This is a genomic window from Marinovum algicola, assembly GCF_900109145.1.
Lineage (GTDB): Bacteria > Pseudomonadota > Alphaproteobacteria > Rhodobacterales > Rhodobacteraceae > Marinovum > Marinovum algicola.
The window spans coordinates 69,066-95,522 of record NZ_FNYY01000013.1; the positions used below are offsets into that span (position 1 = coordinate 69,066).

General features: G+C 64.3%; 27 protein-coding genes. 14 read left to right on the forward strand and 13 right to left on the reverse strand.

Going from position 1 to position 26,457, the window contains the following annotated elements; translation table 11 throughout:
* Positions 1–7 precede the first annotated feature (7 nt).
* The 5 genes from BMW90_RS16835 to BMW90_RS16855 form a co-directional block, all read right to left on the reverse strand.
* Positions 8–823 (reverse strand): N-acyl homoserine lactonase family protein, encoded by an 816-nt coding sequence (locus BMW90_RS16835; protein ID WP_074837578.1) that lies wholly within the window; start codon positions 821–823, stop codon positions 8–10.
* Positions 820–1,104, reverse strand: coding sequence for a putative quinol monooxygenase (locus tag BMW90_RS16840; protein ID WP_074837579.1), 285 nt, complete (start codon positions 1,102–1,104; stop codon positions 820–822). Before BMW90_RS16840 ends, BMW90_RS16835 begins: the two co-directional genes overlap by 4 nt.
* On the reverse strand, positions 1,104–2,615 hold the full coding sequence (locus BMW90_RS16845) for a tripartite tricarboxylate transporter permease (protein ID WP_074837580.1): 1,512 nt from the start codon (positions 2,613–2,615) through the stop codon (positions 1,104–1,106). Before BMW90_RS16845 ends, BMW90_RS16840 begins: the two co-directional genes overlap by 1 nt.
* 1 nt (position 2,616) lies before the next feature.
* Positions 2,617–3,381 carry a hypothetical protein gene (locus BMW90_RS16850; RefSeq protein WP_074837581.1) on the reverse strand — a complete coding sequence of 255 codons (765 nt, stop codon included), beginning with the start codon at positions 3,379–3,381 and terminating at the stop codon, positions 2,617–2,619.
* A gap of 80 nt (positions 3,382–3,461) precedes the next feature.
* Positions 3,462–4,469 (reverse strand): Bug family tripartite tricarboxylate transporter substrate binding protein, encoded by a 1,008-nt coding sequence (locus BMW90_RS16855; protein ID WP_074837582.1) that lies wholly within the window; start codon positions 4,467–4,469, stop codon positions 3,462–3,464.
* Positions 4,470–4,598: 129 nt separating this feature from the next.
* Between BMW90_RS16855 and BMW90_RS16860 the strand changes: the two genes are divergently transcribed.
* From BMW90_RS16860 to BMW90_RS16905, 10 genes are all read left to right on the forward strand, one after another.
* Complete coding sequence (locus BMW90_RS16860; RefSeq protein WP_074837583.1) at positions 4,599–5,699, forward strand: isocitrate/isopropylmalate dehydrogenase family protein; 1,101 nt, start codon at positions 4,599–4,601, stop codon at positions 5,697–5,699.
* Positions 5,696–6,730 (forward strand): Gfo/Idh/MocA family protein, encoded by a 1,035-nt coding sequence (locus tag BMW90_RS16865; protein WP_074837584.1) that lies wholly within the window; start codon positions 5,696–5,698, stop codon positions 6,728–6,730. Before BMW90_RS16860 ends, BMW90_RS16865 begins: the two co-directional genes overlap by 4 nt.
* The gene (locus BMW90_RS16870) at positions 6,727–7,404 is read left to right on the forward strand and encodes a GntR family transcriptional regulator (protein WP_074837585.1); all 678 of its coding nucleotides are present in this window, start codon (positions 6,727–6,729) and stop codon (positions 7,402–7,404) included. The genes BMW90_RS16865 and BMW90_RS16870 overlap by 4 nt, the downstream gene beginning before the upstream one ends.
* 178 nt (positions 7,405–7,582) lie before the next feature.
* Positions 7,583–8,653 (forward strand): LacI family DNA-binding transcriptional regulator, encoded by a 1,071-nt coding sequence (locus BMW90_RS16875; protein ID WP_074837586.1) that lies wholly within the window; start codon positions 7,583–7,585, stop codon positions 8,651–8,653.
* On the forward strand, positions 8,646–9,941 hold the full coding sequence (gene xylA, locus BMW90_RS16880; protein WP_074837587.1) for a xylose isomerase: 1,296 nt from the start codon (positions 8,646–8,648) through the stop codon (positions 9,939–9,941). Before BMW90_RS16875 ends, xylA begins: the two co-directional genes overlap by 8 nt.
* Positions 9,942–9,957: 16 nt before the next feature.
* Positions 9,958–11,010, forward strand: a complete 1,053-nt coding sequence (locus BMW90_RS16885) for a sugar phosphate isomerase/epimerase family protein (RefSeq protein ID WP_048534473.1) — start codon at positions 9,958–9,960, stop codon at positions 11,008–11,010.
* Positions 11,010–12,152: a Gfo/Idh/MocA family protein gene (locus BMW90_RS16890; RefSeq protein WP_048534471.1), complete on the forward strand. Its 1,143-nt coding sequence runs from the start codon at positions 11,010–11,012 to the stop codon at positions 12,150–12,152. Before BMW90_RS16885 ends, BMW90_RS16890 begins: the two co-directional genes overlap by 1 nt.
* The gene (locus tag BMW90_RS16895; RefSeq protein ID WP_074837588.1) at positions 12,149–13,663 is read left to right on the forward strand and encodes a sugar ABC transporter ATP-binding protein; all 1,515 of its coding nucleotides are present in this window, start codon (positions 12,149–12,151) and stop codon (positions 13,661–13,663) included. The genes BMW90_RS16890 and BMW90_RS16895 overlap by 4 nt, the downstream gene beginning before the upstream one ends.
* On the forward strand, positions 13,663–14,664 hold the full coding sequence (locus BMW90_RS16900; RefSeq protein ID WP_074837589.1) for an ABC transporter permease: 1,002 nt from the start codon (positions 13,663–13,665) through the stop codon (positions 14,662–14,664). Before BMW90_RS16895 ends, BMW90_RS16900 begins: the two co-directional genes overlap by 1 nt.
* A gap of 29 nt (positions 14,665–14,693) precedes the next feature.
* Entirely contained in the window at positions 14,694–15,644 is a 951-nt protein-coding gene (locus BMW90_RS16905; protein WP_074837590.1) for an ABC transporter substrate-binding protein, read from the forward strand.
* 323 nt (positions 15,645–15,967) lie between these two features.
* On the opposite strand, the gene BMW90_RS16910 is transcribed toward BMW90_RS16905, so the two are convergent.
* From BMW90_RS16910 to BMW90_RS16935, 7 genes are all read right to left on the reverse strand, one after another.
* On the reverse strand, positions 15,968–17,239 hold the full coding sequence (locus tag BMW90_RS16910; RefSeq protein ID WP_085851829.1) for an NAD(P)/FAD-dependent oxidoreductase: 1,272 nt from the start codon (positions 17,237–17,239) through the stop codon (positions 15,968–15,970).
* Positions 17,240–17,243: 4 nt separating this feature from the next.
* Entirely contained in the window at positions 17,244–17,678 is a 435-nt protein-coding gene (locus tag BMW90_RS26410; RefSeq protein WP_139211430.1) for a hypothetical protein, read from the reverse strand.
* 32 nt (positions 17,679–17,710) lie between these two features.
* Positions 17,711–18,640, reverse strand: a complete 930-nt coding sequence (locus BMW90_RS16920) for an aminotransferase class IV (protein ID WP_074837592.1) — start codon at positions 18,638–18,640, stop codon at positions 17,711–17,713.
* A 1-nt stretch (position 18,641) separates the two neighbouring features.
* The gene (locus BMW90_RS26415; RefSeq protein WP_048534462.1) at positions 18,642–19,388 is read right to left on the reverse strand and encodes an amino acid ABC transporter ATP-binding protein; all 747 of its coding nucleotides are present in this window, start codon (positions 19,386–19,388) and stop codon (positions 18,642–18,644) included.
* A gap of 12 nt (positions 19,389–19,400) precedes the next feature.
* On the reverse strand, positions 19,401–20,471 hold the full coding sequence (locus tag BMW90_RS26420) for an amino acid ABC transporter permease (RefSeq protein ID WP_085851828.1): 1,071 nt from the start codon (positions 20,469–20,471) through the stop codon (positions 19,401–19,403).
* Between the two features lie 3 nt (positions 20,472–20,474).
* Positions 20,475–21,644 (reverse strand): amino acid ABC transporter permease, encoded by a 1,170-nt coding sequence (locus BMW90_RS16930; RefSeq protein ID WP_083416096.1) that lies wholly within the window; start codon positions 21,642–21,644, stop codon positions 20,475–20,477.
* A 67-nt stretch (positions 21,645–21,711) separates the two neighbouring features.
* A complete protein-coding gene (locus BMW90_RS16935) occupies positions 21,712–22,725 on the reverse strand; it encodes a transporter substrate-binding domain-containing protein (RefSeq protein WP_048534456.1) in 1,014 nt (337 codons plus the stop codon).
* A 208-nt stretch (positions 22,726–22,933) separates the two neighbouring features.
* On the opposite strand from BMW90_RS16935, the gene BMW90_RS16940 reads away from it, so the two are divergent.
* Together BMW90_RS16940 and BMW90_RS16945 are read left to right on the forward strand one after the other, a co-directional pair.
* Positions 22,934–23,629 (forward strand): GntR family transcriptional regulator, encoded by a 696-nt coding sequence (locus tag BMW90_RS16940; protein ID WP_074837593.1) that lies wholly within the window; start codon positions 22,934–22,936, stop codon positions 23,627–23,629.
* Positions 23,630–23,992: 363 nt separating this feature from the next.
* On the forward strand, positions 23,993–24,247 hold the full coding sequence (locus BMW90_RS16945) for a hypothetical protein (RefSeq protein WP_244526538.1): 255 nt from the start codon (positions 23,993–23,995) through the stop codon (positions 24,245–24,247).
* On the opposite strand, the gene BMW90_RS27020 is transcribed toward BMW90_RS16945, so the two are convergent.
* The gene (locus BMW90_RS27020; RefSeq protein WP_074837595.1) at positions 24,213–24,482 is read right to left on the reverse strand and encodes a DUF2798 domain-containing protein; all 270 of its coding nucleotides are present in this window, start codon (positions 24,480–24,482) and stop codon (positions 24,213–24,215) included. The two genes, BMW90_RS16945 and BMW90_RS27020, sit on opposite strands and share 35 nt — an antisense overlap.
* Between BMW90_RS27020 and BMW90_RS26170 the strand changes: the two genes are divergently transcribed.
* Positions 24,481–24,756 carry a tripartite tricarboxylate transporter TctB family protein gene (locus BMW90_RS26170; RefSeq protein ID WP_074837596.1) on the forward strand — a complete coding sequence of 92 codons (276 nt, stop codon included), beginning with the start codon at positions 24,481–24,483 and terminating at the stop codon, positions 24,754–24,756. The two genes, BMW90_RS27020 and BMW90_RS26170, sit on opposite strands and share 2 nt — an antisense overlap.
* 1 nt (position 24,757) lies before the next feature.
* Positions 24,758–26,254: a tripartite tricarboxylate transporter permease gene (locus tag BMW90_RS16960; RefSeq protein WP_048534445.1), complete on the forward strand. Its 1,497-nt coding sequence runs from the start codon at positions 24,758–24,760 to the stop codon at positions 26,252–26,254.
* The last annotated feature ends 203 nt before the right edge of the window (positions 26,255–26,457 follow it).

Genomic DNA, 26,457 nt, shown 5'->3' on the forward strand with positions numbered 1-26,457 from the left:
CGTTGTGTTACGAGGGGCGCAACCCGCTCTCGGTCGGATCGCCTTCGGGCCCATGATCGAGCCGGAAGATATGGGGCGCCACGCCTTGGGGGTAAAGCCGCCGCACCTGCGGATCGTGACCCGGCACGATCAGCCGGCGATCGGAGGCCAGCGCCTCGAGCCGGGTGAACCCATCGAACATATCTTGCAGATCGACGACGATCGGGAAGGGTTTTCGGGCAAAGACATTCTCGTAGTAATGCGCCGCGTCGGAGGCCAGCACCATCCAGCCTGCTGCCGTGCGCACCCGGACGCATTGCAGCCCGCGCGAATGGCCGCCGATGCAATGTACCGTCACGCCTTCGGCGATCTCGGCGTCGCCGTCGTGAAACACCACCTTGCCGGAATACAGCCGGGTCACCGCCTCGCAGACATGCGGCGCCGAAAATGGCGCGCGCAGGGTGTCGTGGCACATGCAGGGGCCGGTGGCGAATTGCATTTCGGCGGCCTGCATGTGCAGCTTGGCATTGGGGAACAGGTGGAGCCCGCCGGCATGGTCGTAGTGCAGATGGGTGACGATCACCTGCGACACTGCCTCGGGCGCAAGGCCCAGTGGCTTCAGCGCCGCGCGCGGGTCGAGCTCGATCGGTCGGCCCCGCGCCTGCGCTTCGGCGTCGTCATAGCCGGTGTCGACGAGGAGCACCTCGTCCCCCCGCCGCAGCACCCAGATGTAATAGTCCATGGCATGTGGCGCGTCGTGGTTGTCGTCGAAGAGGAAACTGTCGGCGCGGCTGCGGGCATTGCGCGCGGCGTATTTGACGGCGTGAACCTCCCAGGCGCTCATCGCAGCACCTCGGCAAAGGTGGTGACCGATTTGTCGGCGATCATGCCTGCGACGGCAGCATCGAAGCTTTGGAAATGCGGGCTTTTCAGATGCGTCTCGAACGCCTGGGCACTGTCGTAGATCTCGTAAAGAAAGATCTCCTCGCCTCCGTCGGTGCAGACGTCGAACTGCCGGCATCCGGCTTCGCGTTGCAGCGACAGCCGCGCGTTTTCGGCCATCAGCGGCAGAAAGTCGGCCCGCGCACCGGGGCGCAGGGTGAAACTCACAGTCACGGCATACATCAGGTTGTGCGTCCTTTCAGGCGTCGGATGGCCCGTTTCGCCCCCGGCATCTGGCCGAGGATCAGGGCAATAATCAGGGTCAGAAGAAGTGCCGCGCCGGGCCGTGAGACAAAGACCGAGAGGTCCCCGTCCGAGAGCAGCAACGAGCGGCGGAAGGTTTCGTCGAACATGCCGCCGAGGATCACGCCGATCACCAGTGGCGCGATCGGATAGCACAGCAGGTTCATCACATAGGCCACCAGCCCCACGCCCAGCATCAGGTAGAGATCGTTGAGCCCGCCGCCGACACTGAACGATCCGATTGTGGTCAGCACCATGACCAGCGGCAGAAAGACGGTCTGCGGAATGCGCAGCACCTTGATGAAGATGCGGGCGGTGAACAGCCCCAAGACAAACATGGTGAAACTGGCCAGCACCATGATGGCGACAACCCGCAGGATGATCTCGGGGTCGATGGTGGGGCCGGGGATCACATTGTTGATCTTGAAGGCGCCCATCAGCGCCGCCGCCGGCGGCGAGCCCGGGATGCCCAGCACCAGCAGCGGGATCAGCGCGCCGCCGATGCAGGCATTGTTGGCGGTTTCGGAACACAGCAGCCCCTCGAGCGACCCTTTGCCGAAGCTGTCGCCCTCTTCGGAGACGCTCTTGCCGACACCGTAGCTGACCCAGCCTGCCACATCCTCTCCAACGCCGGGCAAGGCGCCGACACCGGTGCCGATCACGCCCGAACGCCCGATGGTGGGCAGGTAACGGCGCATGGCGGTCATGTTGGGCAGGATGCGACCGTTCAGCTCGGCCACCCGGCCGGCTCTGACGTGGCGCATGCCTTCGATGATCTGCGGCACGGCAAAGGCGCCCATCAGCACCGGCACCACGGCGATTCCCGAGAGCAGATAGGACCAGCCGAAGGTGTAGCGCGCCTCGCTCAGGATCGGATCCATCCCGACCATGGCCAGTGCCAGGCCGATCAGCCCCGCGATCCAGCCCTTGATCGCGAGATCCGCGCTCATCAAGGTGCCCGACAGCAGGATACCGAAGAGCGCCAGCAAGGCCTTTTCCGGGCTGGCGATGTTCTTGGAAATCAAAAGCAGCACCCAGACGAAGATCAGCAATGCCACGGTGCCCACCAGCGTGCCGATGAAACTGGCGGTGGTGGTCAGGCCAAGCGCTTCGGCACCGCGGCCCTGTTTGGCCAGCGGATAGCCGTCCATCGCGGTTGCGGCGCTGGCGGCCGTGCCGGGGATGTTGAGCAGAATCGACGGATAGGATCCGCCGTAGATCGCACCGACATAGGCGCCGAGCAAGGCGATCAGCGCGTAATCCAGCGGGATCTTGTTGCCGAAAAAGCCGGTCAGGATCGTCACCGCCAGCGTCGCCGTCAGCCCCGGCAGCGCGCCGAAGGTGATGCCGAGAAACACCGATGTGATCAGATAGACATAGGTCCAGGGGTCGCTGACCAGCGTGGCGAAGGCCATGCCGAATCCTGCCAGTTGTCCGAAGATGAATTCCATCTCAGGACCTCCAGATCGGGCGCAGATGCACGTAATAGCCGTATTCGATCTTGGCAAAGATCAGCCCGCCGCGGTTCGGCACGTTCTGGCGAAACCCGAAGGCCATGGCACAGATCAGCAGCAGCGGCACGCCGATGGCCAGCACCGGGGTCAGCCGCAGGGCGGTTCCCCTTGGGCCGGTTGCCTGATGCCAGAGCGTCAGCGCGACGAGCAGCGCCAGCGCCACCCAATCGTCGCCGTGCCGGGCCCATTCGGCGCGCGGGAAATGCATCGTCAGCGCTACCAGTGCGGCGCCGGCGATGGCAAGCAGCGGCAGCAGCGGGCGCGGCTCTGGCCGGCCGTGGAAACTGGCGATCAGTGCGGTGATCAGCAGCGCCGAAGCGAGGATGAAGTCGACCCTGGGCACCAGCCCGGCAATATAGGCAAGCAGCATCAGTGCCACGGCGACAAAGCGCCAGACCTCGGAGGCCGACCAGCCAAGGCCGGCGGCGCTCAGCGCCTGTGCCGCGCCGCCCGAGCGGATCGAGATCGCGAGCAGCACCAGAGCCAGCACCAGCAGCGCGCCGAAGAGGCCCAGCGGCACGATGGCGGCCGAAGTGTACCAGTCGGCGTTGTTCACGCCCGCGCCGTTGCCGCCGCCGAGCGGGATGTCGAGCGTCTTCCACAAAAAGAACAACGCCAACACGATGAGCGCCAGCGCACTCCAGAAATCACGGGCACGCAGGCGGGCAATGTCTTGTGCCGCGGTATCGGGTGAATTGTCCAAGGCGGGCCTCCCAACGGCAGGGGCGGGTGCCGGGGCACCCGCCGGATGCAACGCCCCGGTGCGGCCGGGGCGCTCTGGACTTACGGTTTCTCGATGCCGAGGTCTTCGGGCATGACCTTGGCTGCTCCCAGATCCTTGAGCGTATAGGCAAAGGTGCTCTCCAGGGTCGAGAACAGCGCCTGGGCCGCTTCACCATACTGACCGCCGATGTCGTATTTGTTGACCTCGGCCCACGTCGCAACGGTATCCGAGGCCATTGCCTTTTCAAAGGCCCCGGCCAGCGTCGCCTTGACGTTTTCCGGCGCCGAGTCGTGCACCGCAAAGCCGATCGCCTGTTTCAGCGGCAGCACCTCGGACAGGCCGGCATAGCTGTCAAAGGCCGAGGGCACGGTCTGGCCGGCGATCTCGACGCTGTCGGGGGTCAGCATTGCCAGGGGCTTGAGCTGGCCGCCCTCGATCAGCGCGGCCTGTTCCGCCAGCGAGGTCACGACCAACGCCACTTCGCCGGCAATCGCCGCTTCCTGGCCGGGTGCGGAGCCCTTGTATGGCACGAATTTGAACCGTGCGCCGGAGCCCTGTTCCAAGGCCAGGAGGTTCAGGTGGTGGATCGACCCGGCGCCGCCGGCGGCGGCCGGGATCGAACCGGGTTCGGCCATGGCGGCCTCGATCAGATCGCTCAGGCTGTCGTGCGGGCTGTCGGCCGGCACCGAGATCAGATCGGGCGAGCCGCCGACGATGAAAGGATACCAATAGTCGAATTTCTTGTCCCAGCCGCCCTGGACGGCCGCGGTGACATTCGATTCCGAGAGGCCGACCAGCGTATAGCCGTCGTCCGGCTGGTTGGCGGCATAAACCATACCGTTCGATCCGGCGACGCCGCCGGTCTGGTTGATGACGTTGATGGATACCGGCAGGTGTTTCTCCATCTCGGCCATGATCATCCGGTTGATCGTGTCGGTGCCGCCGCCGGCGCCCCAGACCACGGCGGTGGTGATGTCGCGATAAGGATAGTCCTGGGCTGCTGCGACGCCGGCAATCCCGCCGGTCAGCGCCAGCGCCGCCAACGTTCTGGTGATCGAAATCTTCATCCGCCAATTCCTCCCAAAGGTTTTGCGTTGCTTATTGCGTTTTTTTGTGTATGCATTAAAAGGCGCGCTGTCAACGCCGTTCGCTGAATGCCCGGCGCACCCGCAACCACCGAGAAGGCAAAGCCAGACATGACCGAAACATATGAGATTGCCGTATTCGAAGGCGATGGTATCGGGCCGGAAATCACCACCCCCACAATTGCCCTGCTGAAACAACTGGCCGCTGCCTCGACCGGATATGACCTGAGATTTGTCACTTTGCCCGCCGGGGCGGGGCATTACGCCCGGACCGGCGAATCCTTGCCCGCCGAGTCACTGCGGGTCGCTGCGGCGGCGGATGCGATCCTGCTCTCGGCCATGGGCCTGCCGGATGTGCGCTATCCCGACGGCACCGAGATTTCGCCGCAAATCGAGCTGCGCATGGCCTTCGATCTCTTTGCCGGCATCCGTCCGGTGAGCGTGCGGCAGGGCCAGGCCGGGCCGCTGACCCTGCCCGAGGGGCGCGAGATTGACTTCGTGTTGGTGCGCGAGAGCACCGAGGGGCTGTTCTATTCCATGGGCACTGGCGTGGTCAGCGAGACCGAGGCGCGCGAGACCCTGCGCATCACCCGCGAGATTTCGGAGAAACTGTTCCGCTTCTCCTTCGATCTGGCCCGAAGCCGCAGGCAGGCCGGGCGCGGGCCGGGCCGGGTAACCTGCGTCGACAAGGCCAATGTGTTTCGGGCCTTCGCCTTTTTCCGCGGCATCTTTGACGAGATCGCGACGGAATACCCCGATCTCGCGGCCGAACATGCCTATGTCGACGCCACCGCGCTCTGGATGGTACAAAAGCCCTGGGATTTCGACGTGCTGGTGACGGAAAACATGTTTGGCGACATTCTCTCCGATCTCGGTGCCGGGCTGATGGGTGGGCTTGGCCTCGCGCCTTCGGCCGACATCGGGCTGAAACAGGCGGTGTTCCAACCCTGCCATGGCTCGGCCCCCGATATCGCCGGTCAGGGCGTGGCCAATCCGCATGCGATGATCCTCTCGGCGGCGATGATGCTCGACTGGCTGGGCCTCAAGCATGACAACGCCGCGCTGCGCACCGATGGCGTGCGTCTGCGCGAGGCGGTCGAGGCGGTGATCGCAAGCGGCGATTGCCTGACCCGCGATCTCGGCGGGACCGCCGGCACCGATGCGGCCGCCGGAGCGGTGCAGCGGGTGCTTCGGACGGCGCGTGCCGCATGAGCGCTGCGCCGTTGCGGGTGGCCTGCGTCGGGGCAGGCTATTTCAGCCAGTTCCATTATGGCAGCTGGGCGCGCATGCCGCGCGCCCGCGCTGTCGCCGCCTGCGATCGCGATCTCGCCAGAGCCCGCGCCACCGGATTGCCGGCGTTTGACGATCCGGCGCGGATGCTGGCCGAGGCAAAGCCCGACCTGCTCGACATCATCCTGCCGCCCGAAGCCCATGCGGCGACGATCCGGATGGCGCTTGCGGCGGGGGTGACACGGATGATCTGTCAGAAGCCGTTCTGCGCCAGTCTCGACGAGGCCCGGGCCATCACCGCCGAGGCCGAGGCCCGGGGCGCCGTGATCGTGGTGCATGAGAATTTCCGTTTCCAGCCCTGGTATCGGGCTGTGAAAACGGCGCTGGCCCGGGATGCGGTGGGCACCTTGCAACAGGTCACCTTTCGCCTGCGTCCCGGCGACGGGCAGGGGCCGCGGGCCTATCTCGACCGACAGCCCTATTTTCAGCGGATGGAACGCTTTCTGATCCATGAAACTGCCGTTCATTGGGTTGACACCTTTCGCTGGCTGCTCGGCGACCCCTCGCATGTCTACGCCGATCTGCGCCGCCTCAACCCGGCAATCCGCGGCGAGGATGCGGGTTTTGTGCTGTTCGATCATCCTGGCGGGGTTCGGGCGCTGTTTGACGGCAACCGCCATCTCGACCATGCCGCCGACAACCTGCGCCGCACCATGGGCGAGGCGTTGTTCGAGGGCACCGAAGGGGTGCTGGACCTCCGGGGTGACGGCGCGGTGCATCTGCGCCGCCACGGCGACACCGGGCAGGAGGTGCTTTTGCCGCCCGACCGATGGGACGGCTTCGGCGGCGATTGCGTACATAGCTTGCAGAGCCACGTGATTTCAGGTCTTTTGGATGGCGGGGCGTTGGAAAACACAGCGCGCGACTATCTGACGGTGATCGAGATCGAACAGGCCATCTATGCCTCAGCCGCCGCGGGGCAAAAAATTCAGCTTGGCGGAGCAACGACGTGACAAGCAAGACTGCGAAGCCCGTCTCCAACGCTCAACGTGCGGTGCAGCAACTGCGCGAAATGGTTTTCTCGGGCGAGTTGCCGGCCGGCTCCGATCATCTGGAAACCGAACTGGCCGAACGGCTGGGCATGTCGCGCACGCCGGTGCGCGAGGCGGCGCTCCTGCTCGAAAGTCAGGGGCTGGTGGAGATGCGGCCGCGCAAGGGCGTGCGCATTCTGCCGGTTTCGGCCACGGACATGCGCGAGATCTACGATGTGTTGACCGAGCTCGAAAGCCTGGCTGCCGAGCGGGCCGCCGAAGCCGGCTATTCGGAGCCACAGCTCACGGAACTGGCTGCGGCGATTGACGATATGGACGGGGCCATCGCGGATGAGGATCTCGAGGCCTGGGCGGAGGCGGATGAGAGGTTTCACGTTGAGCTGGTGCGTTTGGGTGGCAATTCGCGGGTCCAGATGATTGTTGCGATGATGGGCGATCAGGTCCGGCGGGCCAAGGCGTCGACGCTGTTTGTCCGCCCGCTGCCGGTGCAGTCGAACGAAGATCATCGCCAGGTCTATGCCGCCATCCTTGCCGGCGATCCCGCCAAGGCCCGCCGCGTCCACCGCGACCACCGCCGCCATGCGCGGGACGTGCTGACCGAACTGCTCGACCGCATGCGGCTTCGGACCCTGTGACCCGGCGCGCCAGGCATCGCCGCGATGCCTGATCCGGCTACTGGTTAGTTCCATCCCCTCAACGCACCAGCGTGAAATTCGGTGTGTCCGCGCCGGGCGGGAGCAAAAAGATAGACGCCTATCAAAAAATGATTGACGTCTATCTTTTTCACTGCTCTGTTGCCCGAGGGAGGAATCGATGGACAGGCAGACGCCAACCTTGAGCGATGTGGCGCGCCGGGCTGGGGTGAGCTATGCCACCGCGGACCGCGTGATCAACAATCGTGGTGGCGTGGCCGAAAAATCGGTGCGCCGGGTGCGGGCCGCCATCGAAGATCTGGGCTATGTGCGCAATGTCGCCGCCGCCAACCTGGCGCAGAAGCGGACCTATCGCTTTGCCTTTGTCATTCCCGAAGGGCCGAACAGTTTCTTTCGGCGGTTGCGCAACATCCTGGAAACGGCCCGGCCCGAGATGCTGGTGTCGCGGGTCGCGCTGATGGTGGAAAGCGTCGCGGCCTTTGATGCGGCGGCGCTTGTCGGCTGTCTCGAACGGCTGGCCGAAGACAAGGTGGACGGCGTCGCGCTGGTGGGCACCGATGATGCCCGGGTCTGTGCCGCCATCGATGCGCTGCGGGCGCAGGGAATGGCGGTGCTGACGCTGGTGGCCGATGTCCAGGGCGCCCGGCCGGATGGCTATGTCGGGATCGACAACACGATTGCCGGGCGCACCGCCGGGCGGTTGCTGCTGCTGGCGCATGGCGACCGGGGCGGGCGGGTGCTGCCGATTGTCGGGGTCGCCACGGCGCATGACCACGCCGAGCGGCTGGCCGGCATGCAGGACACCCTGGCCGAAGCTGGCGGGCGGGTGACCTCGGCGCCGCTGATCGAAGGCCGCGACCGGCATGACATTGTCGAGGCCGAATTGCACCGGCGGCTGGCCGAAGACCCCGAGATCACCGCGATCTACAGCGCCGGCGCGGGCAATGCCGGGCTGGTGCGAGTGCTGGCGCGGCGCGCCGAAGGCCGGCCGATCGTGGTTCTGCATGAGTTGGTGGCGCATTCGCGCCAGGCGCTCGAGACCGGTCTGGTGGACGTGGTGATCGATCAACGGCCCGAAGATGAAATTCAGACCGCGCTCGAATGTTTGCGCGCGATGGCCGACCGGCGCGATCTGGCTGCGCCGGCGCCGATCGTGCCGGCGATCTACCTGCGTGAAAACCTGCCCCCAGCGGCAGAGGCATCCCAATTTGGAGACCCCGTTCATGAGTGATTTCTTTGGCGATCTTGCGCCGGTGCGTTTCGACCCCGAGGCCGAGGGGCTGGCCTTTCGCCACTATGATCCTGACGAGACGGTCATGGGCAAGCGGTTGGAGGATCACCTGCGGTTTGCCGTCGCCTATTGGCACAGCTTTGCCTGGCCCGGTGGCGATCCCTTTGGCGGCCAGACCTTTGACCGGCCCTGGTTCGGCGACGAAATGGCTGCGGCGCGGCTCAAGGCGGATGTGGCCTTCGAACTCTTCGACCTGCTCGGGGTGCCGTATTTCTGCTGGCATGATGCCGATATCCGGCCCGAGGGCGCGAGTTTTGCCGAAAGCCGGTCGAATTTCGATGCCATCATCGATCTGTTCGAAGAAAAGATGGAGCACGCGAAGGTCAAGCTGCTCTGGGGCACGGCAAACCTGTTTTCGCATCGCCGTTTCATGTCCGGCGCGGCGACCAACCCCGATCCGGATGTCTATGCCTGGTCGGCGGCGACGGTAAAGACCTGTCTCGATGCGACCCACAGGCTCAAGGGGCAGAACTATGTGCTCTGGGGCGGGCGCGAGGGCTATGAAACACTGCTCAACACCGATCTCGGTCAGGAGATGGAACGGATGGGCCGCTTCCTGAGCATGGTGGTGGACTACAAGCACAAGATCGGGTTCGAGGGGCAAATCCTGATCGAACCCAAACCGCAGGAGCCGACCAAACATCAGTATGACTACGATGTGGCGACGGTGTACGGTTTCTTGCAGCGCTTCGGGCTCGAGAAGGACGTGAAGGTCAATATCGAGCAGGGGCATGCGATCCTGGCCGGGCATTCGTTCGAACACGAATTGGCGCTGGCGCGCGAGTTGGGCATCCTCGGCTCGATCGACATGAACCGCAACGATTACCAGTCGGGCTGGGACACCGACCAGTTTCCCAACAATGTGCCCGAGGTGGCACTGGCCTATTACGAGATCCTCAAGGCCGGCGGGCTGGGCCGGGGCGGCACCAATTTCGACGCCAAGCTGCGGCGGCAGTCGCTCGATCCGGTGGATCTGGTGGCGGCGCATGTCGGGGCGATGGATGTCTGTGCCCGCGGGCTCAAGGCAGCGGCGCGGATGCTGGAGGATGACGCCCTGGAGACGCCCCGGCGGGCGCGCTACGCCGGCTGGGAGAGCGCGGCGGCCCAGGCCATGCTGGGGGCCGATCTGGCCACGGTAGCGGCCCCGGTCGAGGCCGGAGAGATCACGCCCGAGCCGATTTCCGGGCGGCAGGAGATACTCGAGAACATCGTCAATCGCTACGTTTGACAGGGAGGTATTTGCAATGAAGACGATCAAGGGGCCCGGCCTGTTCCTGGCGCAATTCGCCGGCGACGCGGCGCCGTTCAATTCCTGGGACGGCATCACAAAATGGGCGGCGGACTGCGGTTACAAGGGGGTGCAGGTGCCGGTCTGGGACGCGCGGCTGGTCGATCTCGACAAGCTGGCGACGTCGAAGGACTATTGCGACGAATGGGTCGGCCAGGCGCGCGCCAATGGCGTCGAGGTGACGGATTTGTCGACCCATATCATCGGCCAGCTTGTGGCGGTGCACCCCGCCTATGACGCCTGGGTCGATGGCTTTGCCGCGCCCGAGGTGCAGGGCAAGCCCAAGGAACGCACCGACTGGGCCATTGAACAGGTGAAAAAGGCGCTGACCGCGTCCAGGAACCTGGGCATCGGGCAGCATGTGACTTTTTCCGGCGGGCTGTGCTGGCCGTTTGTCTATCCCTTTCCCCAGCGCCCCGAAGGCATGGTCGAGACGGCGTTTGACGAGTTGGCCCGGCGCTGGCGGCCGATCCTCGACCATGCCGACGACTGCGGCGTAGACGTCTGCTACGAAATTCACCCGATGGAGGATCTGCACGACGGCGACACCTTCGAGATGTTCCTCGAAAGGCTGGACGGGCATGCGCGCTGCAACATGCTCTACGATCCCAGCCACTATGTTCTGCAATGCCTTGATTACCTTGATAATATCGACATCTACGCCGATCGCATCAAGATGTTTCACGTCAAGGATGCCGAGTTCAACCCGACCGGGCGCAAGGGCGTCTACGGCGGGTTCCAGCCCTGGGAAAAGCGGGCCGGGCGGTTCCGCAGCCTGGGTGACGGGCAGGTTGATTTCGGGGCGATCTTTTCCAAGATGGCGGCACATGATTTCGACGGCTGGGCCGTGGTCGAATGGGAATGCTGCCTGAAACATCCCGAAGACGGCGCGCGCGAGGGCGCGGCCTTCGTCAAGGATCACATCATCCGGGTCACGCCGCATGCCTTTGACGATTTCGCCGGCGGCGCCGACGAGGACATGAACCGCAAGCTATTGGGGATCGACTGATGGACCGTATCAGACTGGGCATGGTGGGCGGCGGCACGGACGCCTTTATCGGCGCGGTGCACCGCATCGCCAGCCGCATTGACGACCGCTTCGAACTGGTGGCCGGCGCCTTGAGTTCAACCCCCGAGAAGGCGCGCACCAGCGGCGCGGCGCTGGGGCTGGCGGAAGATCGCTCTTATGGCACCTTCGAGGAGATGGCCGAACGCGAGGCCGGCCGCGACGACGGGATCGAGGCGGTCAGCATCGTCACACCGAACCATGTGCATGCCGCCGCCGCCCGGGCGTTTCTCGAGCGTGGCATCCATGTGATCTGCGACAAGCCGCTGACCGCGACGCAAGAGGATGCCGAGGCGCTGCGCCATGCAGTGGCCGACAGCAAGGCGGTGTTCGTGCTGACGCATAATTACACCGGCTATCCGCTGGTGCGTCAGGCGCGCGAGATGGTGGCACAGGGCGATCTGGGCGAGATCCGCGTCGTGCAGGCGGAATATCCGCAGGACTGGATGACCGATGCGGTCGAAGCCGCCGGCGTCAAACAGGCGGAATGGCGCACCGATCCGGCGCGTTCGGGCGCTGGCGGGTCGATCGGCGACATCGGCACCCATGCCTACAACCTCGCCTGTTTCGTGACCGGGCTGAAGGGGGCGGAGCTGGCGGCCGACCTGCACAGCTTCGGGACCGGGCGCAAGCTTGACGACAACGCCCATGTGATGCTGCGCTTCGATGGCGGTGCGCGGGGGATGTTGTGGTGTTCGCAGGTGGCGCCGGGCTGCGAAAACGCGCTGCGGCTCAGGGTCTTTGGCACCAAAGGCGGGCTGGAATGGGCGCAGGAAAACCCCAACGAGCTCTGGTTCACGCCGCATGGAGAGGCCACGCGGCGGATCACGCGGATGGGGGCCGGCGCATCGGACGCCGCCAATGCGGTAAGCCGTGTGCCGCCGGGCCACCCCGAAGGCTATCTGGAAGGCTTCGCCAATATCTACGGCGGCGCCGCCGATGCGATCCGTGCGGTCCAGAGCGGTGCCGACCGTGACGCGGCGCTTGGGCTGCTGCCGGGGATCGGCGCCGGGCTGGACGGCATGGCCTTCATCGGCGCCTGCGTGCGGTCGTCGCAGGACAATACCGCCTGGGTGACGCTGTGACCGAGCCCGTCCTGTCGCTGCGCAACGTGCACAAGAGCTTCGGCCCGGTCGAGGTTCTGCACGGTGTCGATCTGGATATCCGCGCCGGCGAGGTGCTGGCGCTGATCGGCGAGAACGGGGCGGGCAAATCGACGGCGATGAAATGTCTCGCCGGTTATCAACCTGCCTCGTCGGGGCGGATTCTGCTCGACGGGGAAGAGGTGAGTTTTGCCTCGCTGCATGAGGGCGAGGCGGCGGGGATCGTGCTGATCCACCAGGAATTCAACCTCGCCGAGCAGCTGACGGTGGAACAGAACATTTTCCTCGGGCGCGAGCTGCGCAGGGGGCTCCTGCTCGACAAGGCCGAGATGCGGCGGCGCTCACGCGAGTACCTGGCACGGGTGAAATGCCGGGTGGACCCGGATACGCCGGTGTCGAAATTGTCGAACTCCGACAAGCAGATGGTCGAGATCGCCAAGGCGCTGGGCCGCGACGCCCGCGTGCTGATCATGGATGAGCCGACAGCGGTTCTGACCAATGCCGAGGCTGCCATCCTGTTCGAACAGGTCGAGGCCCTGCGCGCCACGGGCACGGCGATCGTCTTTACCTCGCACAAGCTGGGCGAGGTAAAGCAGATTGCCGACCGGGTCAGCGTAATGCGCGATGGCATGGTGGTGCAGACCGCGCCCGTACAGGACATGAGCGAAGACCAGATGGCGACGGCGATGGTCGGGCGCGACGTCTCCGATCTCTATCCCGCCAAGGCTGAAGTAGCGGCGGATGCTCCGGTGCTGCTGCGCGTCGACGGGCTGGATGTGCCGGGCTTTGCCGAAGGCGTGAGCTTTGCGTTGCGCGCCGGCGAAATCCTCGGGATCGCGGGGCTTGTCGGCTCGGGCCGGACCGAGGCGATGGAGGGGCTCTGCGGGCTGCGCATCGCCCGGGCGGACCGAACCGAGATCGCAGGGCAAAGCGTGCAGATCCGCAAACCCTCGGATGCGCTCAGGCACCGGCTGTGTTACCTGACCGAGGATCGCAAGCTGCGGGGTCTGCTGCTGGACAAGGGCATGCGCGAGAACCTGACCTTGCAGGCGCTCGCCAGATTTGGCGGCCTGCTGATCGACCAAAAGGCCGAGGATGCGGCCCTGACCCGGGCCATTCGCGAATTCGACATTCGCGCCGGGCGGCGCGACGTGCGGGTCGGCAACCTCTCGGGCGGCAACCAGCAGAAGCTGCTTCTGGCCAAGGTCATGCAGAGCGAGCCGCAGATCCTGATCGTTGACGAGCCGACCCGCGGTATCGACATCGGCACCAAGCAACAGATCTATGCCTTCCTGAGCGATCTTGCGGCTTCGGGCCATGGCATCGTCGTGATTTCATCCGAGATGCAAGAGATCATCGGCCTGGCCAATCGCGTTCTGGTGATGCGGCAAGGTCGGATCGCCGGGGAACTTGCCGGAGAGGCGATCACCGAAGAAGCCATCGTGCGCCACGCCGTGGGTGTCGGCGCCGATCCCAAGGAAAGGGCAGCCTGATGGCAAGCGAGACCGTGAACATGCCGGAGCGTCGGCGCAAACTGCCGTCGATGTCGGTGCTGGGGCCTGTCATCGCGCTTCTGGTGCTGGTGGCGATCGGGGCGATGATGAACCCGAATTTCCTCGGTGCGGGCAATATCACCAACGTGCTGGCGCGCTCGGCCTTTATCGGGATCATCGCGGTGGGCATGACCTTCGTGATCACCGCCGGCGGGCTGGATCTCTCGGTGGGGTCGATGGCGGCCTTTATTGCCGGGTTGATGATCCTGGTGATGAACGCCGCGCTGCCGGTGCTGGGGGTGGGCGTGCCGATCATTCTGCTGGGGATGGCGACGGCGCTGATTGCCGGGCTGCTGGCCGGGCTCTTGAACGGCTTTCTGATCACCACGCTGGGGATCGAGGCCTTCATCGTCACTCTCGGCACCATGGGCATCTATCGCAGCCTCGTCACCTGGTTGGCCGACGGCGGCACGCTGAGCCTGGATTTCGGGCTGCGCACCTTCTATCGCCCGGTCTATTTCGACGGCATCCTCGGGGTGTCCTGGCCGATCATCGTCTTTGCGCTGGTGGTGATCATCGGCGAAGTGGTCATGAGCCGGGCCCGTTTCGGCCGGCATTGTGCCGCCACCGGATCGAGCGAGCACGTTGCGCATTATTCCAACGTCAACGTGAACCGCACCCGGCTTGCCACCTATGCCATGCTCGGTGTGCTGGTGGGGGTGGCCACCATCATGTATGTGCCGCGGCTGGGCTCGGCCTCGGCCTCGACCGGCGTGCTCTGGGAACTCGAGGCGATTGCGGCGGTAATCATCGGCGGAACCGTGCTCAAGGGCGGTTTCGGCCGGGTCTGGGGCACGGTGATCGGCGTTCTGATCCTGAGCCTGATCGACAACATTCTCAATCTGACTGACCTGGTGTCGCCCTATCTCAACGGCGCGATCCAGGGGGTCATCATCATTCTCGCTGTCATTTTGCAGCGCGAAGCCAAGGCGAAGGGCTGAAAGCCCCGCCGTTCCAAGGGAGGAAAGCAATGACATATTTGAAGACATTCGCAACCGGGCTGGTCGCCGCGGCGGTCACCGCCGGCATGGCCATGGCGCAGGACGCCAAGGTGATTGGCGTCTCGATCCCCGCCGCCACCCACGGCTGGGCCGGGGGCATGAACTTTCACGCGCAGGAGGCGGTGAAACGGCTGGAAGAGGTCTATCCCGAGCTCGATTTCGTGCTGGCCACGGCCTCGGATCCGGGCAAGCAGGTCAATGACATCGAGGACATGGTGGCGACCCGCAACATCAGCGCGCTGGTGGTGCTGCCGTTCGAGAGCGAGCCGCTGACCTCGCCGGTGCAGGCGGTGGCCGAAGGCGGCGCCTGGGTGACGGTGGTCGATCGCGGTCTTTCGGTCGAGGGGATCGAGGATCTCTATGTCGCTGGCGACAACCCGGGCTTCGGCCGGGTTTCGGGCGAATACATGGCCTCGAAAATGCCCGACGGCGGCAAGATCGTCGTGCTGCGCGGCATCCCGACGACCATCGACAACGAGCGCGTGGCGGGCTTTGAAAGCGCCATCGAAGGCTCGGGCATCGAGATCATCGACATGGAGCACGGCAACTGGAACCGCGACGACAGCTTCAACGTGATGCAGGATTTCCTGTCCAAGCACGAGCAGATCGATGCGGTCTGGGCTTCGGATGATGACATGGCGGTGGGCGTTCTGGCAGCGATCGATGCGGCGGGCCGCGACGACGTGCAATTCGTGCTGGGCGGCGCCGGCATGAAGGAGATGGTCAAGCGCGTCATGGACGGCGACACCATGATCCCGGCCGACGTGACCTATCCGCCGTCGATGATCGCCACTGCGATCGAACTGACGGCGGTGGGCATGACCTCGACCGCGCCGGTCTCGGGCACCTTCACCATCGGTTCGGTGCTGATCACGCCGGAGAACGCGGAACAATTCTATTATCCCGACAGCCCGTTCTGATCGCGCTGCCACGGATCCCCCGCAGCGCTGCGGGGGATGCTCCCCTTACACTGGTTCCTGCGCATTCGTGGCAAACCCGGCCTTCACCCCTTTCATGGACAACGAACGGGTTGGCGGCGGCGTCGGCTCTGCGATTTGGCGATTGCGTCGGCGGTTAAGAACGACGGGCCGCACCTGAGCGACCCTGGTGACGGTCGACGAGCAAAGGGCGCAACGCCTCCAGTCACGGCAGCGAGCCAAAGGCAAAGCCGTTGTTGGTGGCTGCCATCGCAGGCCCGCGCTATGCTGTCGAACGCGTCTGGACATCCCCTGTCCGCAGCCGCTCACGCGCGGTTCAGCAGCTTGCTGTATTTTCTCACGAACAGGTTCTCGCCTTTCATCTTGCGCGTCAGAAGGTCCCCTGCCGTGAACAGGCCGAGGAAAGAATTGCCGCGCTTCGGCCCGAGCGGCACAAGGATCGGCGCCTTGGGGCCCCATGGCTTGTAGGGTTTCATCTGTTCGAGCGGCTTGCCCGAAATGAACCCTTTGAGCGTTGCCTTGAGCCAGGGCAGCTGACGGCTGGTCGCGACGATGGTCATGCCGTCCCCCGCATCGGCCAGGTCTCCGGCGGCCAAGACGTTGGGCAGCGACGACGGGCGCAGCCACCGATCCACCTTGACCCGGTTCGCGGTGCTCTTCTGCGTGTCCGGCAGGCCGTCGAGCAACTCGGAACTGGCGCGTGAGCCGAGGACGGGGAAGATCAGGTCGAACTCCAGCTCCGACCCGTCCGACAGCTTCAGGCGGCCCGCGTAAGGCTCGGTCAGGCTTTGCAGGTTCTCGGCCCTTTTGCCGAGTACCAGGGTCACGCCGGCGTCGCGCAGCTTGCTGGCCAACGCCGTGCCGAGCTTCTCCGGCATGGTGGGAAACAGGCGGCCTGTATCCGAGATCAGCGTGATCTCCTTGTCCGGCATGGCATGGGCTATCTCCCCCGCCAGCTCGGTGCCGACGGCCCCCGCGCCGACGATTCCGATCCTCCGGGCCGCGTTGAGCTGGTCGTGAACGCGCTGGTTGGCCTGCCGCAGCCCGTCGATGTCGTCACCGACAGGTTTGAAGGGCGTGGCATTGGATGAGCCAGTGGCGACGACGATATAATCGGCCGCGACTCTTTGGCCGTCGTCCAGCGTCACGCCGTCGGCATCGATGCCGTTCGCACGGGCGCGCAGAACCCGTCCGTTCTTCAATAGGCGGTCGTAGGGGATCAGGGCGCGGTCGAGCAACGCAGGATCGACGACGGCGCGGATCATTGCGGGTGCATGAACGAAATGGCTGCGCGGCTCGATCAGGGTGACCTCAGCGGTATTGTCGAGCGATTTCGCGAGTTCGGCGCCGATGTAGCCGCCGCCGATGATGGCGATGCGTTTGGACATGGGGGTATTTCCTTTCAAGGCGGGCCGGCGGCGGAGGGTCCTTGGCGCAAGCCGCTGGTCATTTGGGTGACGGGGAGGGCCCGCAGTCCTTCGGTCTCTCCCTTCGGGGACACCCGGCCGGAAAGGGCCAAGTGTCCCGGTATCCTCACATGACTTCGGCAAGTTTTTGAAGGCTGTGTCCTGCGACACACCGTCATTTGTCGTGGCGCCTGCCGAACAAGCTGTCGCCGCGCCGCATCTCCGGCAGGTAGCCCAGATTGTCGATCAACTGCGTTTTCTTGCGGGCGCCAACGAATTCCTTGGCCCCGGTTGCGCCACTATTGCCGTCGCCGCGTGGCTGACCGAGGCGGGCAGGTTTGGCATGTTGCGTACGATCGGTATCCCGGCGCCCAAATACCCCTTGCAATAGCCGACCGGCGCGTCGGTCGCGACAGTGACAATGATGGGCTCGCCGGCGCCATACTCCGCCAGCGACGGCATGAGCTGATCCGGCGCCGGCGGCTTGACGTCTATGACCAGAACCGCCGGCGCCTGCGGCGGGGTCGCTCATTGTCACTGCCTCGCGCCTGACACCGGCGGCGAACCAGCCCGCAAGCAGCGCCAGGTTCAATAAGTCGGAGCCGATCATGACAAGGCCGCGTTTGTTGATCGCCTACAGGTTCATGCGGCGGTGTTCCGCGCCACGAGCTCCTTGTAAAGTTCCCGGATGCGCCTGGTAATGGGTCGGTCGCCGGTGCCAATGGCTTTGCCGTCGATCTCTGCCACGGGGGTCTGGGCGCCGAAGGTGCCCGTCAGGAAGGCCTCTTCGGCGCCGTAGGCTTCAAACAGCGAATAGTTCTTCTCGAAGACCGGGATGCCATTGTCGCGGCACAGGTCGATCACCTTCTGCCGGGTGACGCCGTTCATGCAGTAATCGCCGGTCGAGGTCCAGACCTCGCCGCGGCGCACAATGAAAAAGTTGCAGGCGTTGGTGGTGTTCACGAAACCATGCGGATCAAGCATCAGCCCTTCGTCGGCGCCGGCCTGTTCCGCCTGGATGCAGGCGATCACGCAATTCAATTTGGAATGGCTGTTGAACTTCGCGTCCTGGCTCATCGGCAAACCGCGGACCTGCGGCACGGTGGCCAGGCGGATGCCCTTGGATTGCAGCCGGTCCACCGGCTTCGAATGCTCGATGATCGCGACGATGGTGGCGCCCCAGCGGCTGAGACCCGGGTGCTGGAACGGCTTGGCCTTGCGGCCGCGAGTCACCATCAGGCGGCAATGCGCGTCGGTGTTCATGCCATTGGCCTCGGCGGTCTTGTTGAGGATCTCGAGGATGTCGTCCGGCCCGATCTCGAGGTCGATGGAGACCGCTTTGAGCGAATTGAACATCCGGTCCATGTGCTCGTCGAAGAAGGCCCATTTGCCGTTGTAGAGCCGCATGCCCTCCCACATGCCGTCGCCCAGCATGAAACCGGCGTCATAGACCGAGACCACCGCCTCGGCCTTGGGCTTCAGCTCGCCGTTGACGTAGATCAGGATATTGTCGTTGCGCGGATCGTGCTCTGCGTCGTGGGTGGTCTTCTTGTCGAGATCAATCGTCGTCATGTCAGTGTCCCAGTATCTGGCCGAGAAAGGCCTGTGTGCGTTCGTGTTTCGGAGTGGTGAAGAAGGTTTCGGGGGCGGCCTCTTCGACGATCTCGCCGTCGGCCATGAAGATCACCCGGTCGGCGACCTGGCGGGCAAAGCCCATCTCGTGGGTGACGCAGATCATCGTCATCCCGTCCTGTGCGAGGCCCACCATGACATCGAGCACCTCGGAGATCATCTCCGGGTCCAGCGCCGAGGTGGGTTCGTCGAACAGCATGATCTCGGGCTTCATACAGAGCGCGCGGGCAATCGCCACCCGCTGTTGCTGGCCGCCGGAGAGCTGGCCAGGATACTTGTCGGCCTGCTCGGGGATCTTGACGCGGGTGAGATATTCCATCGCCACCTCTTCCGCCTCGGCGCGGGACTGCTTGCGCACCAATTTGGGCGCGAGGATGCAGTTTTCCAGGATCGTCATGTGCGGAAACAGGTTGAAATGCTGGAACACCATGCCGGTCTCGCGGCGGATTTCGTCGATGTTGTCAAGGTTGTCATCCAGTTCGGTGCCCAGCACCGTGATGGTGCCGGACTGGTGTTCCTCCAGCCGGTTGATACAGCGGATGAGCGTCGACTTGCCCGACCCGGAGGGGCCGCAGACGACGATCTTTTCACCCTTGGCCACCTCCAGGTTGATGCCCTTCAGGGCATGGAATGTGCCGTAGTACTTGTCCATCTGGCTGATGCGGACAGCGGTTTGCGAAATGGGCATGGTCAAATCCTCCTAGCGCTCGGCAACGGCCATGCGGCGTTCAAGGTAAGCGCCGTAGCGGGACAGCGCGAAGACGAAGACGAAGTAGATCAGACCGACGAAGGCATAGACCTCGACATGGGCGAAATTCCATTCCGAGTTGCCATAGGCAGCATTGCCCGAGGCGAGGATCTCGAAAAAGCCTATGATGACAACCAGCGAGGTTTCCTTGAAGGTGATCACCAGCTGGTTGATCGTCGCGGGCAGCGCATTGCGGAACGCCTGCGGCAGGATGATATGTCCGATCCGGTGCCAGTAGCCCAGGCCCAGCGCCTGTGCTGCCTCTTCCTGGCCGCCGGGCAGCGACTGGATGCCGCCGCGGATGATCTCGGCCTGGTAGCAGGCAAAGAACAGCGCGTAGCCCGCGATCACCCGGTGCAGCTTGTCGCCGATCATCCAGCCGGGCAGCACGAAGGGCAGGACGATGGCAAAGGTGAACATGATCGACAGAAGCGGGAGCGAGCGGATGGCGTCGATGATTACGCCCATTGTGCGCGCGATCCAGGGCAGTTGCGACCGGCGGAGAAGCGCAAAGACGATGGCCAGCGGCATCCCCAGCAGCGTCACGCTGGCAAAGATGAAGATGGTCAGCGACAGCCCGCCCCAGTTCTGCTCGGACACTTCGGTCAGCCCGAAGACCCCGCCACGCATCAGAACGTAGAAGGTCACGAACCCTGCCACCCACAGAGCTGCCAACCGCCGCGCCGTCCAGAACCATGGCGCGCAAGAGGCCCCGCCGGTCAGCACGATCACCGCGCAGGCCAGGGCGGAACGCCATTGTTCTTCGAACGGGTAGAGCCCGAATAAGATCAGCCGCCAACGCGCATCGATCACGGCCCAGCAGGCGCCCTCGGCTCCGTGGCCGCAAGCCTCGCGATTCTCGGCGCTCCAGACCGCGTGCAGCACGCCCCAGTCAAAGAGCGACCACAGCACCCAGGCCGCCAGCAGGCCGAAGCCGAGCGTGACGAGCGTGTCGAGGCGGGTCGAGAAGTAGTCGGTGCGCAGCGCGCGAAGACGGGTCTGTCTTGGCAAGGTCGCGTCCATCGCTCAGGTCCTCAGCTGCGTGCCCTTGAGCTTGATCGCGTCGTTCACGCGATTGAGCACCCAGGCCATGGAATAGTTGATGACAAGAAACCCGCCCATCAGGATGGCAATCAGTTCAAGCGTCTGGCCCGACTGGTTGATCGAGGTCGAGATCACCATGAAGAAATCCACGAAGCCCACGGCGATGCCGATGGTTGTGGATTTGAACAGCCAGACGTACTGGTTGATCAGCATCGGCATGACAGCACGGATCGCCAGTGGCAGACGGATGCGGGTGAAGGTCTGCCAGGTGCTCAGGCCCAGCGCGTGGCCGGCCTCACTCTGGCCCTTGCCCACGGCGTTGAAGCCCGCGCGCACGATCTCGCCGATATAGGCACCGCCATAGACCGAGATGGCGATGATGCAGGTCAGAAGCTCGGGCGAGACGCGGATGCCTCCGCGGAAGTTCAGGCCCTTGAGGGTGGGTATGCTCAAAAGCGGCGTTTCGGGGATGCGGCCGGCCCACAAAAGGGCCACGGCCAGCGCCGCCCAGCCCAGCCAGAGGCCGCGAGACCACGCCTTCTTGATGTGCGGCGCCATCCGGGCAAAGCGCCGCGCCGACCGGAGCCAGAGCCAGAGACCAACAGTGACCGCCAGCGCTATCGCCGCGAGAAAGACCGAAAAGCCTGTGACATTCAGGCCAGGCAGGTAGGCGCCGCGTCCGTTGAGAAACGCCACCCCACCAAACTCCAGCGCATCGCGAGGCCGGGGCAGCGTGGTCAGCACCGCGTACCAGAAGAAGGCCTGCAAGAGCAATGGCAGGTTGCGGAAGATCTCGACATAGACAGTCCCAATCAGCTCGGCCATCTTGTTGCCCGACACCCGCATGATGCCGATGCCGATGCCGATCACGGTCGCCAGCGTCAAAGAAATCGCGCCGAGAAACAGTGAGTTCAGCAGCCCGACGAGGATCACCCGGGCGTAGGTGTCGTTGGTGTCGAATGGGATCAGTGAAAAGCTGACGCCCCAGCCCGTGGCGCGCTCCAGGAAGCCGAAGCCCGAAGTCATGCCCTGCGCGTCCAGATTGGTCTTTGCGGTCAGCGCGAAGGTGACCACCAGCAAGATCAGCACGCCGATGAAGCCCACCTGAGACGCGGTATCGCGAAAGGATTTCTGTCTGAGAAGCGAGATCATGGAGAGGCTCCGTTGACGCGGAAGGGTCCGACGCCCGGGCCGAAGCCCGGACGCCGGCGCGACGGTTTCAGTCGACCATCAGCGGGTAGAACAGGCCGCCATTGGTGTAGAGGTTGTTCTTCGCGCGCGGCAACGCATAGGGCACGCCGATGTTGCGGTCATAGATCTCGGCGTAGTTGCCAACTTCCGTGATCAGGTTGTAGGCCCAGTCATCCGACAGCCCCAGCCGCGAACCATAGCCCGGCGTCACGCCGAGAAACTTGCCAATCTGTGCCGAGGGCGGGTTGGCCTTGATCTCGTCCACGTTCTCGCTGGTGATGCCGTTCAGCTCGGCGAACCAGAGCGACGACAACATCCAGTTCATCACGTCCAGCCATTTCGGATCGCCCTCGGGCACGATAATGCCTTCCGGCTCCAGCGCGATCACGTCGGGCAGGATCACATGCGCCTCAGGGTTTTCCGAGGTCGCCCGGGCAGCGGCCAGCGGCGGCGCCAGCAGGGTCAACCCATCGCAGCGGCCATTGAAATAGGCGGTTCGCACCTCGTCGCCGGATTCGAAGACGATAATCTCGACGTCGATGCCCAGTTTCTCGACATAGGCCGCCAGGAAGCGCTCAGTGGTGGTGCCCGCCGAGACGCAGATCGAGCCGCCGTCGAGGCCGGCCACGGATTCAACGCCCAGGTCGGCATTGGTCATGACGTGGAAACCGGCCACGAAATAGGGGTTGGAAAAAGCCAGGTTCAGTTCGGTGTCGCGGCTTTGCGACCAGCCCGAGAGCTTGATGATCACGTCGATATCGCCCGATTGCAGCGCGGGCCAACGTTGTGCCCAAGAGATCGGTACGATGTCCAGATGGCCCTCGGCCTTGCCGAAGAGCGACGCCGCCAAGCCCCGGCACAGGTCGATGTCGAGACCCTCCCAGTTGCCTTGATCGTCGACTTCGGCAAAGCCCAGATAACTGCCGTTGTGACCGCTACAAAGAAGTTTGCCGCGTTCCTGCACAGTCTCCAGCCGGCTCTGCGCCGAGGCCGCCCCCGCCATCAGGCCCAGCGCCGCGGCTGCTGTCAGAAGAAATTTCATTGGAAGGTCTCCCTTTTGGTTGGCTTGGTTGTGCCGACAGTTTGTCGACAAGAGTTAACCGAAAGCTAGTCGACACGAAGTCGACATGTCAATAAACTTGAGTCGGGCCCGTTCCTGACGAGGCCATAATCTTTGTGAATACCGGGCCATCTGCTCAAAAAATTGGACGAATGCGATGCGAAACGCCGAACCAGACAGCGAACCCAGGATGGCCCGTAAACGCGGAGGCGGCTCCAGGCATGTGCTGGACGCGCTGCGCGACGAAATTCTAGAACTCAAGCTCGCTCCCGGCACGGCGCTGGACGAGACCGCGCTTGCCGCCCGGTTCGGCATGTCGCGCTCGCCGATCCGTGAGGCGCTTATCCGGCTCTCGGCGGTCGGGCTGGTGCAGATGCTGCCCAACCGCTCCACTATCGTCGCGCCGCTGGATATCGCCACTCTGCCCCGCTTTGTAGAGGCAGTGGATTACCTGCAACGCGCCACCGCGCGGCTGGCCGCCCGGCACCGCACCGAAGCTGATATCGCCGTAATGTCGCGGGCGGCCCATGATTACGATGTGCTCTGCCCCACAGGCCAGGCGCTGGCGCTGTCCGAGGCCAACAAGGTTTTTCACATGTCCATCGCCAACGCCGGCGGCAACCGCTACCTCGCGCAAAGCTACGAACGGATGCTCGACGAAGGCCGCCGCATCCTGCACTTTCACTTTGCCCATGTGCGAAAGAGCGGCTCCGAATTCCCGCTCAGCCCCGAACATCACCTGATGGTCTCTGCAATCGCGGCGCAAGACGAGGCCGAGGCCGACCGGCTGGCCCACAACCACACCCGCGTGTTCGAAGACCGGATCGCTGACTTCATGAAGGTGACATATCTCGAACAACCGGGCCTCGGAGAGGACGGCGCGTGAGACTGGACGCGCAGTTGACACAGACCGGGCCCCTGTCCAGACGGGCCGTGCGTTTCGGCGCGCTCGCGCAATGTGCCGAGGCCGCGCAGACGGGTCGAACCAGCGCCACGCCACCGGCCTGGCTGGAAGCGGGGCTCAATTGAGCGGAATTAGACGAAGCTGAGGGACCAGGCTTCCAAATTCCGCCTGTGCACGACCGTTTGTTTTGCGTCGGTGCTTCGTTGATATGAGCTGCCGTCAAGATCGTACCGCACCTCATCGCTTGCTGGCCGGCAGTTTGATGGTGATCTCCGGCAGCGCGGCGCTTTGCATGCCCCATTCCTCGAGGATCACGACTGGGTGGCGATCTTCGAAAACAAGGGCGTGGTAAAGGACTGTTCCAACTCGCATCCGCACGGCCAGATCTGGGTCGGCGACTCCTTTCCCATCGAGGTCGCGCGCGAGCAATCCGAGGTGCATGACGGCGGCGATGTCGCGCAGTGTTTCATTGACGTCGAAGACGATTGCAGACACCGGTTTGCGGGTGGGCATGGCGTGGTTTCTGTCTTCTCGCCCTTATCGATCGGTGGGACGCTCGCGGGGCTCAGCGGCGCAAAAAACTTTCAAGCCCGGGCTTGATCAGCGTGGTCAGCAACAAGGCCAAAGCCAGCCCGACCGGGAAGGCGGTGACGAAGGCAGTGGCCCATGCCTGCCGGAACAGATCGCCATCCGCAAAGCCGACCACGGTGCCCGCCGATATGGCCGCCACAAGAGACTGCATGATCACCGACGTGACAAGCCCAAGGGCGATGTTGCGCTTGAGTGGCGCGATCTCGGGAAAGCGCCGTTCGGCCAGTTTGCCCAGAAGCGCCATGAGTATCATGGCATTCGGCATCAGCACCGCCCAGATGATCATCGCCGCGGTGATCGCGACAATCTATGTGGCGCTGGTTGTGCCCTTGGGTTTCTACACCGCCTCTTTCCTGCTGATGCTGGCGCTGCCCATGGCGCTGGGCTTCCGCCAGCTGGTCTATGCGCTGATCGTGGCGCTGGTTTTCATGGTGCTGATCTACCTCGTCTTCTCGGTGCTGTTGGAAAAGCCGCTGCCGCGCGAGGCTCTTTTGTCCCTCTTCGCCGCCGGAGCCTGATATGGAATTCTATACCAACGCGCTTGCCCACGTCCTGTCCTTCGGGCCGCTGACGGCGATGATCGGCGCCACGCTGCTGGGTGTCTTCATCGGCGCGCTGCCGGGGCTGAACCCGGTGATGGCCATCGCGCTTCTGCTGCCGCTGACCTATTCGATGGACCCGCTGGTGGCGCTCGCCATGGTGGCGGGCATCTACAACGGATCGATGTATGGCGGCGCGATCCCGGCGATCCTGCTGCGCATTCCCGGCACGCCCGCCTCGATCGCCACCACCTTCGACGGCTTCCCGATGGCCGACAAGGGCGAAGCCGCCAAGGCCCTGAAGATCGCCAGCTGGTCGTCGGCCGTGGGCGGCATCGCCAGCGCCATCGCCCTGATGACCGTCGGACCGCTTCTGGCACGCGTGACGCTGTTCTTCGGTCCTGCCGAGTACTTTTGGATCGCGATCTTCGGCATGGCCTCGGTCGGCGTCATGGTCGGCTCCGACCCGGTCAAGGGCATCATGGCCGCGGTGCTGGGGCTCTTGATCGGCACCTTGGGGATCGACAACCTCTCGGGGCAGGCGCGGTTCACGTTTGGCCAGACCTGGCTTCTGGGCGGGCTCGACCTGATCGTGGTGCTGGTGGGGCTCTACGCACTACCACCCGTGCTGCAACTGGCCGAAAAGACCGATCTCAAGGGGCTGTCGGCGGCGCAACTCAAGCTGACCAATGTGCCCTTCAAGCCCGGCGAGGTGCGCGGGCTGATCCCGACCTGGATCCGTGCATCCGGCATCGGCATCGGCGTCGGCATCCTGCCCGGCGCGGGCGGCAATATCGCGGCCTTCCTCAGTTACAATGCGGCCAAGAATGCCTCGGATGACCCGTCGAGCTTCGGCAAGGGCAATCCGCAGGGCGTGGCGGCGGCGGAATGCGGCAACAATGCCGACAATGCCGCCTCGATGATCCCGGCGCTGTCGCTTGGCATCCCCGGCAACGTGGTCGCGGCGCTGGTGCTCAGCGCGCTGACCATCCACGGGCTGCAACCCGGCCCGCAGCTCTTCCACCAGAATCCGGTCCTGGTGGGCGGCTTCATGATGGAGATGCTGCTCACCTCGGTGTTGATCTTCGCCCTCGGAGGCGCCGTCGCCACACGCGTCTTCGCCCAGTTCCAGCGCCTGCCCGGCGTGCTCCTGGTGCCTTCGATCCTGATCCTGATGTGTGTGGGCGTCTACGTCATCAATGGCCGCCCGGTCGACCTCTGGGTGATGCTCGCCGCCGGCCTCGCGGGGTATTTCCTGGAGAAGGTGAACGTGCCGCTGGCACCGATCATCCTCGGGATGATCCTCGGCCCCATGGCCGAACAGAGCGTCCGCCGCGCCTTGCTGATCAGCCGCGGTGACGCAACAGAACTCTTGACCCGCCCGATTTCCGCGGCGCTGGCTCTTGCGACGCTTTTGGTGATTGCCTGGCCCATCGCCAAGGCGATGCGCCGTCGTCGCGGCACCAAGGCGGCGTGAGCCGGGGATCTTTCTGCTCTGGAATGCGCGGCCGCTGATTTGTGAGATGAGAAACTCAACGAAATCAACGTCCGCCCGTCGCCGTTCAATCCGATAACCTTTCCCTCAAATCTGAGACAGGGGGCGAACCAGCGCCCTGGCATGTCAACGGCGGTGGAAAAATCAGCCACCCGGCGGCGCAAAAGCAGGCAGACGGACTATCG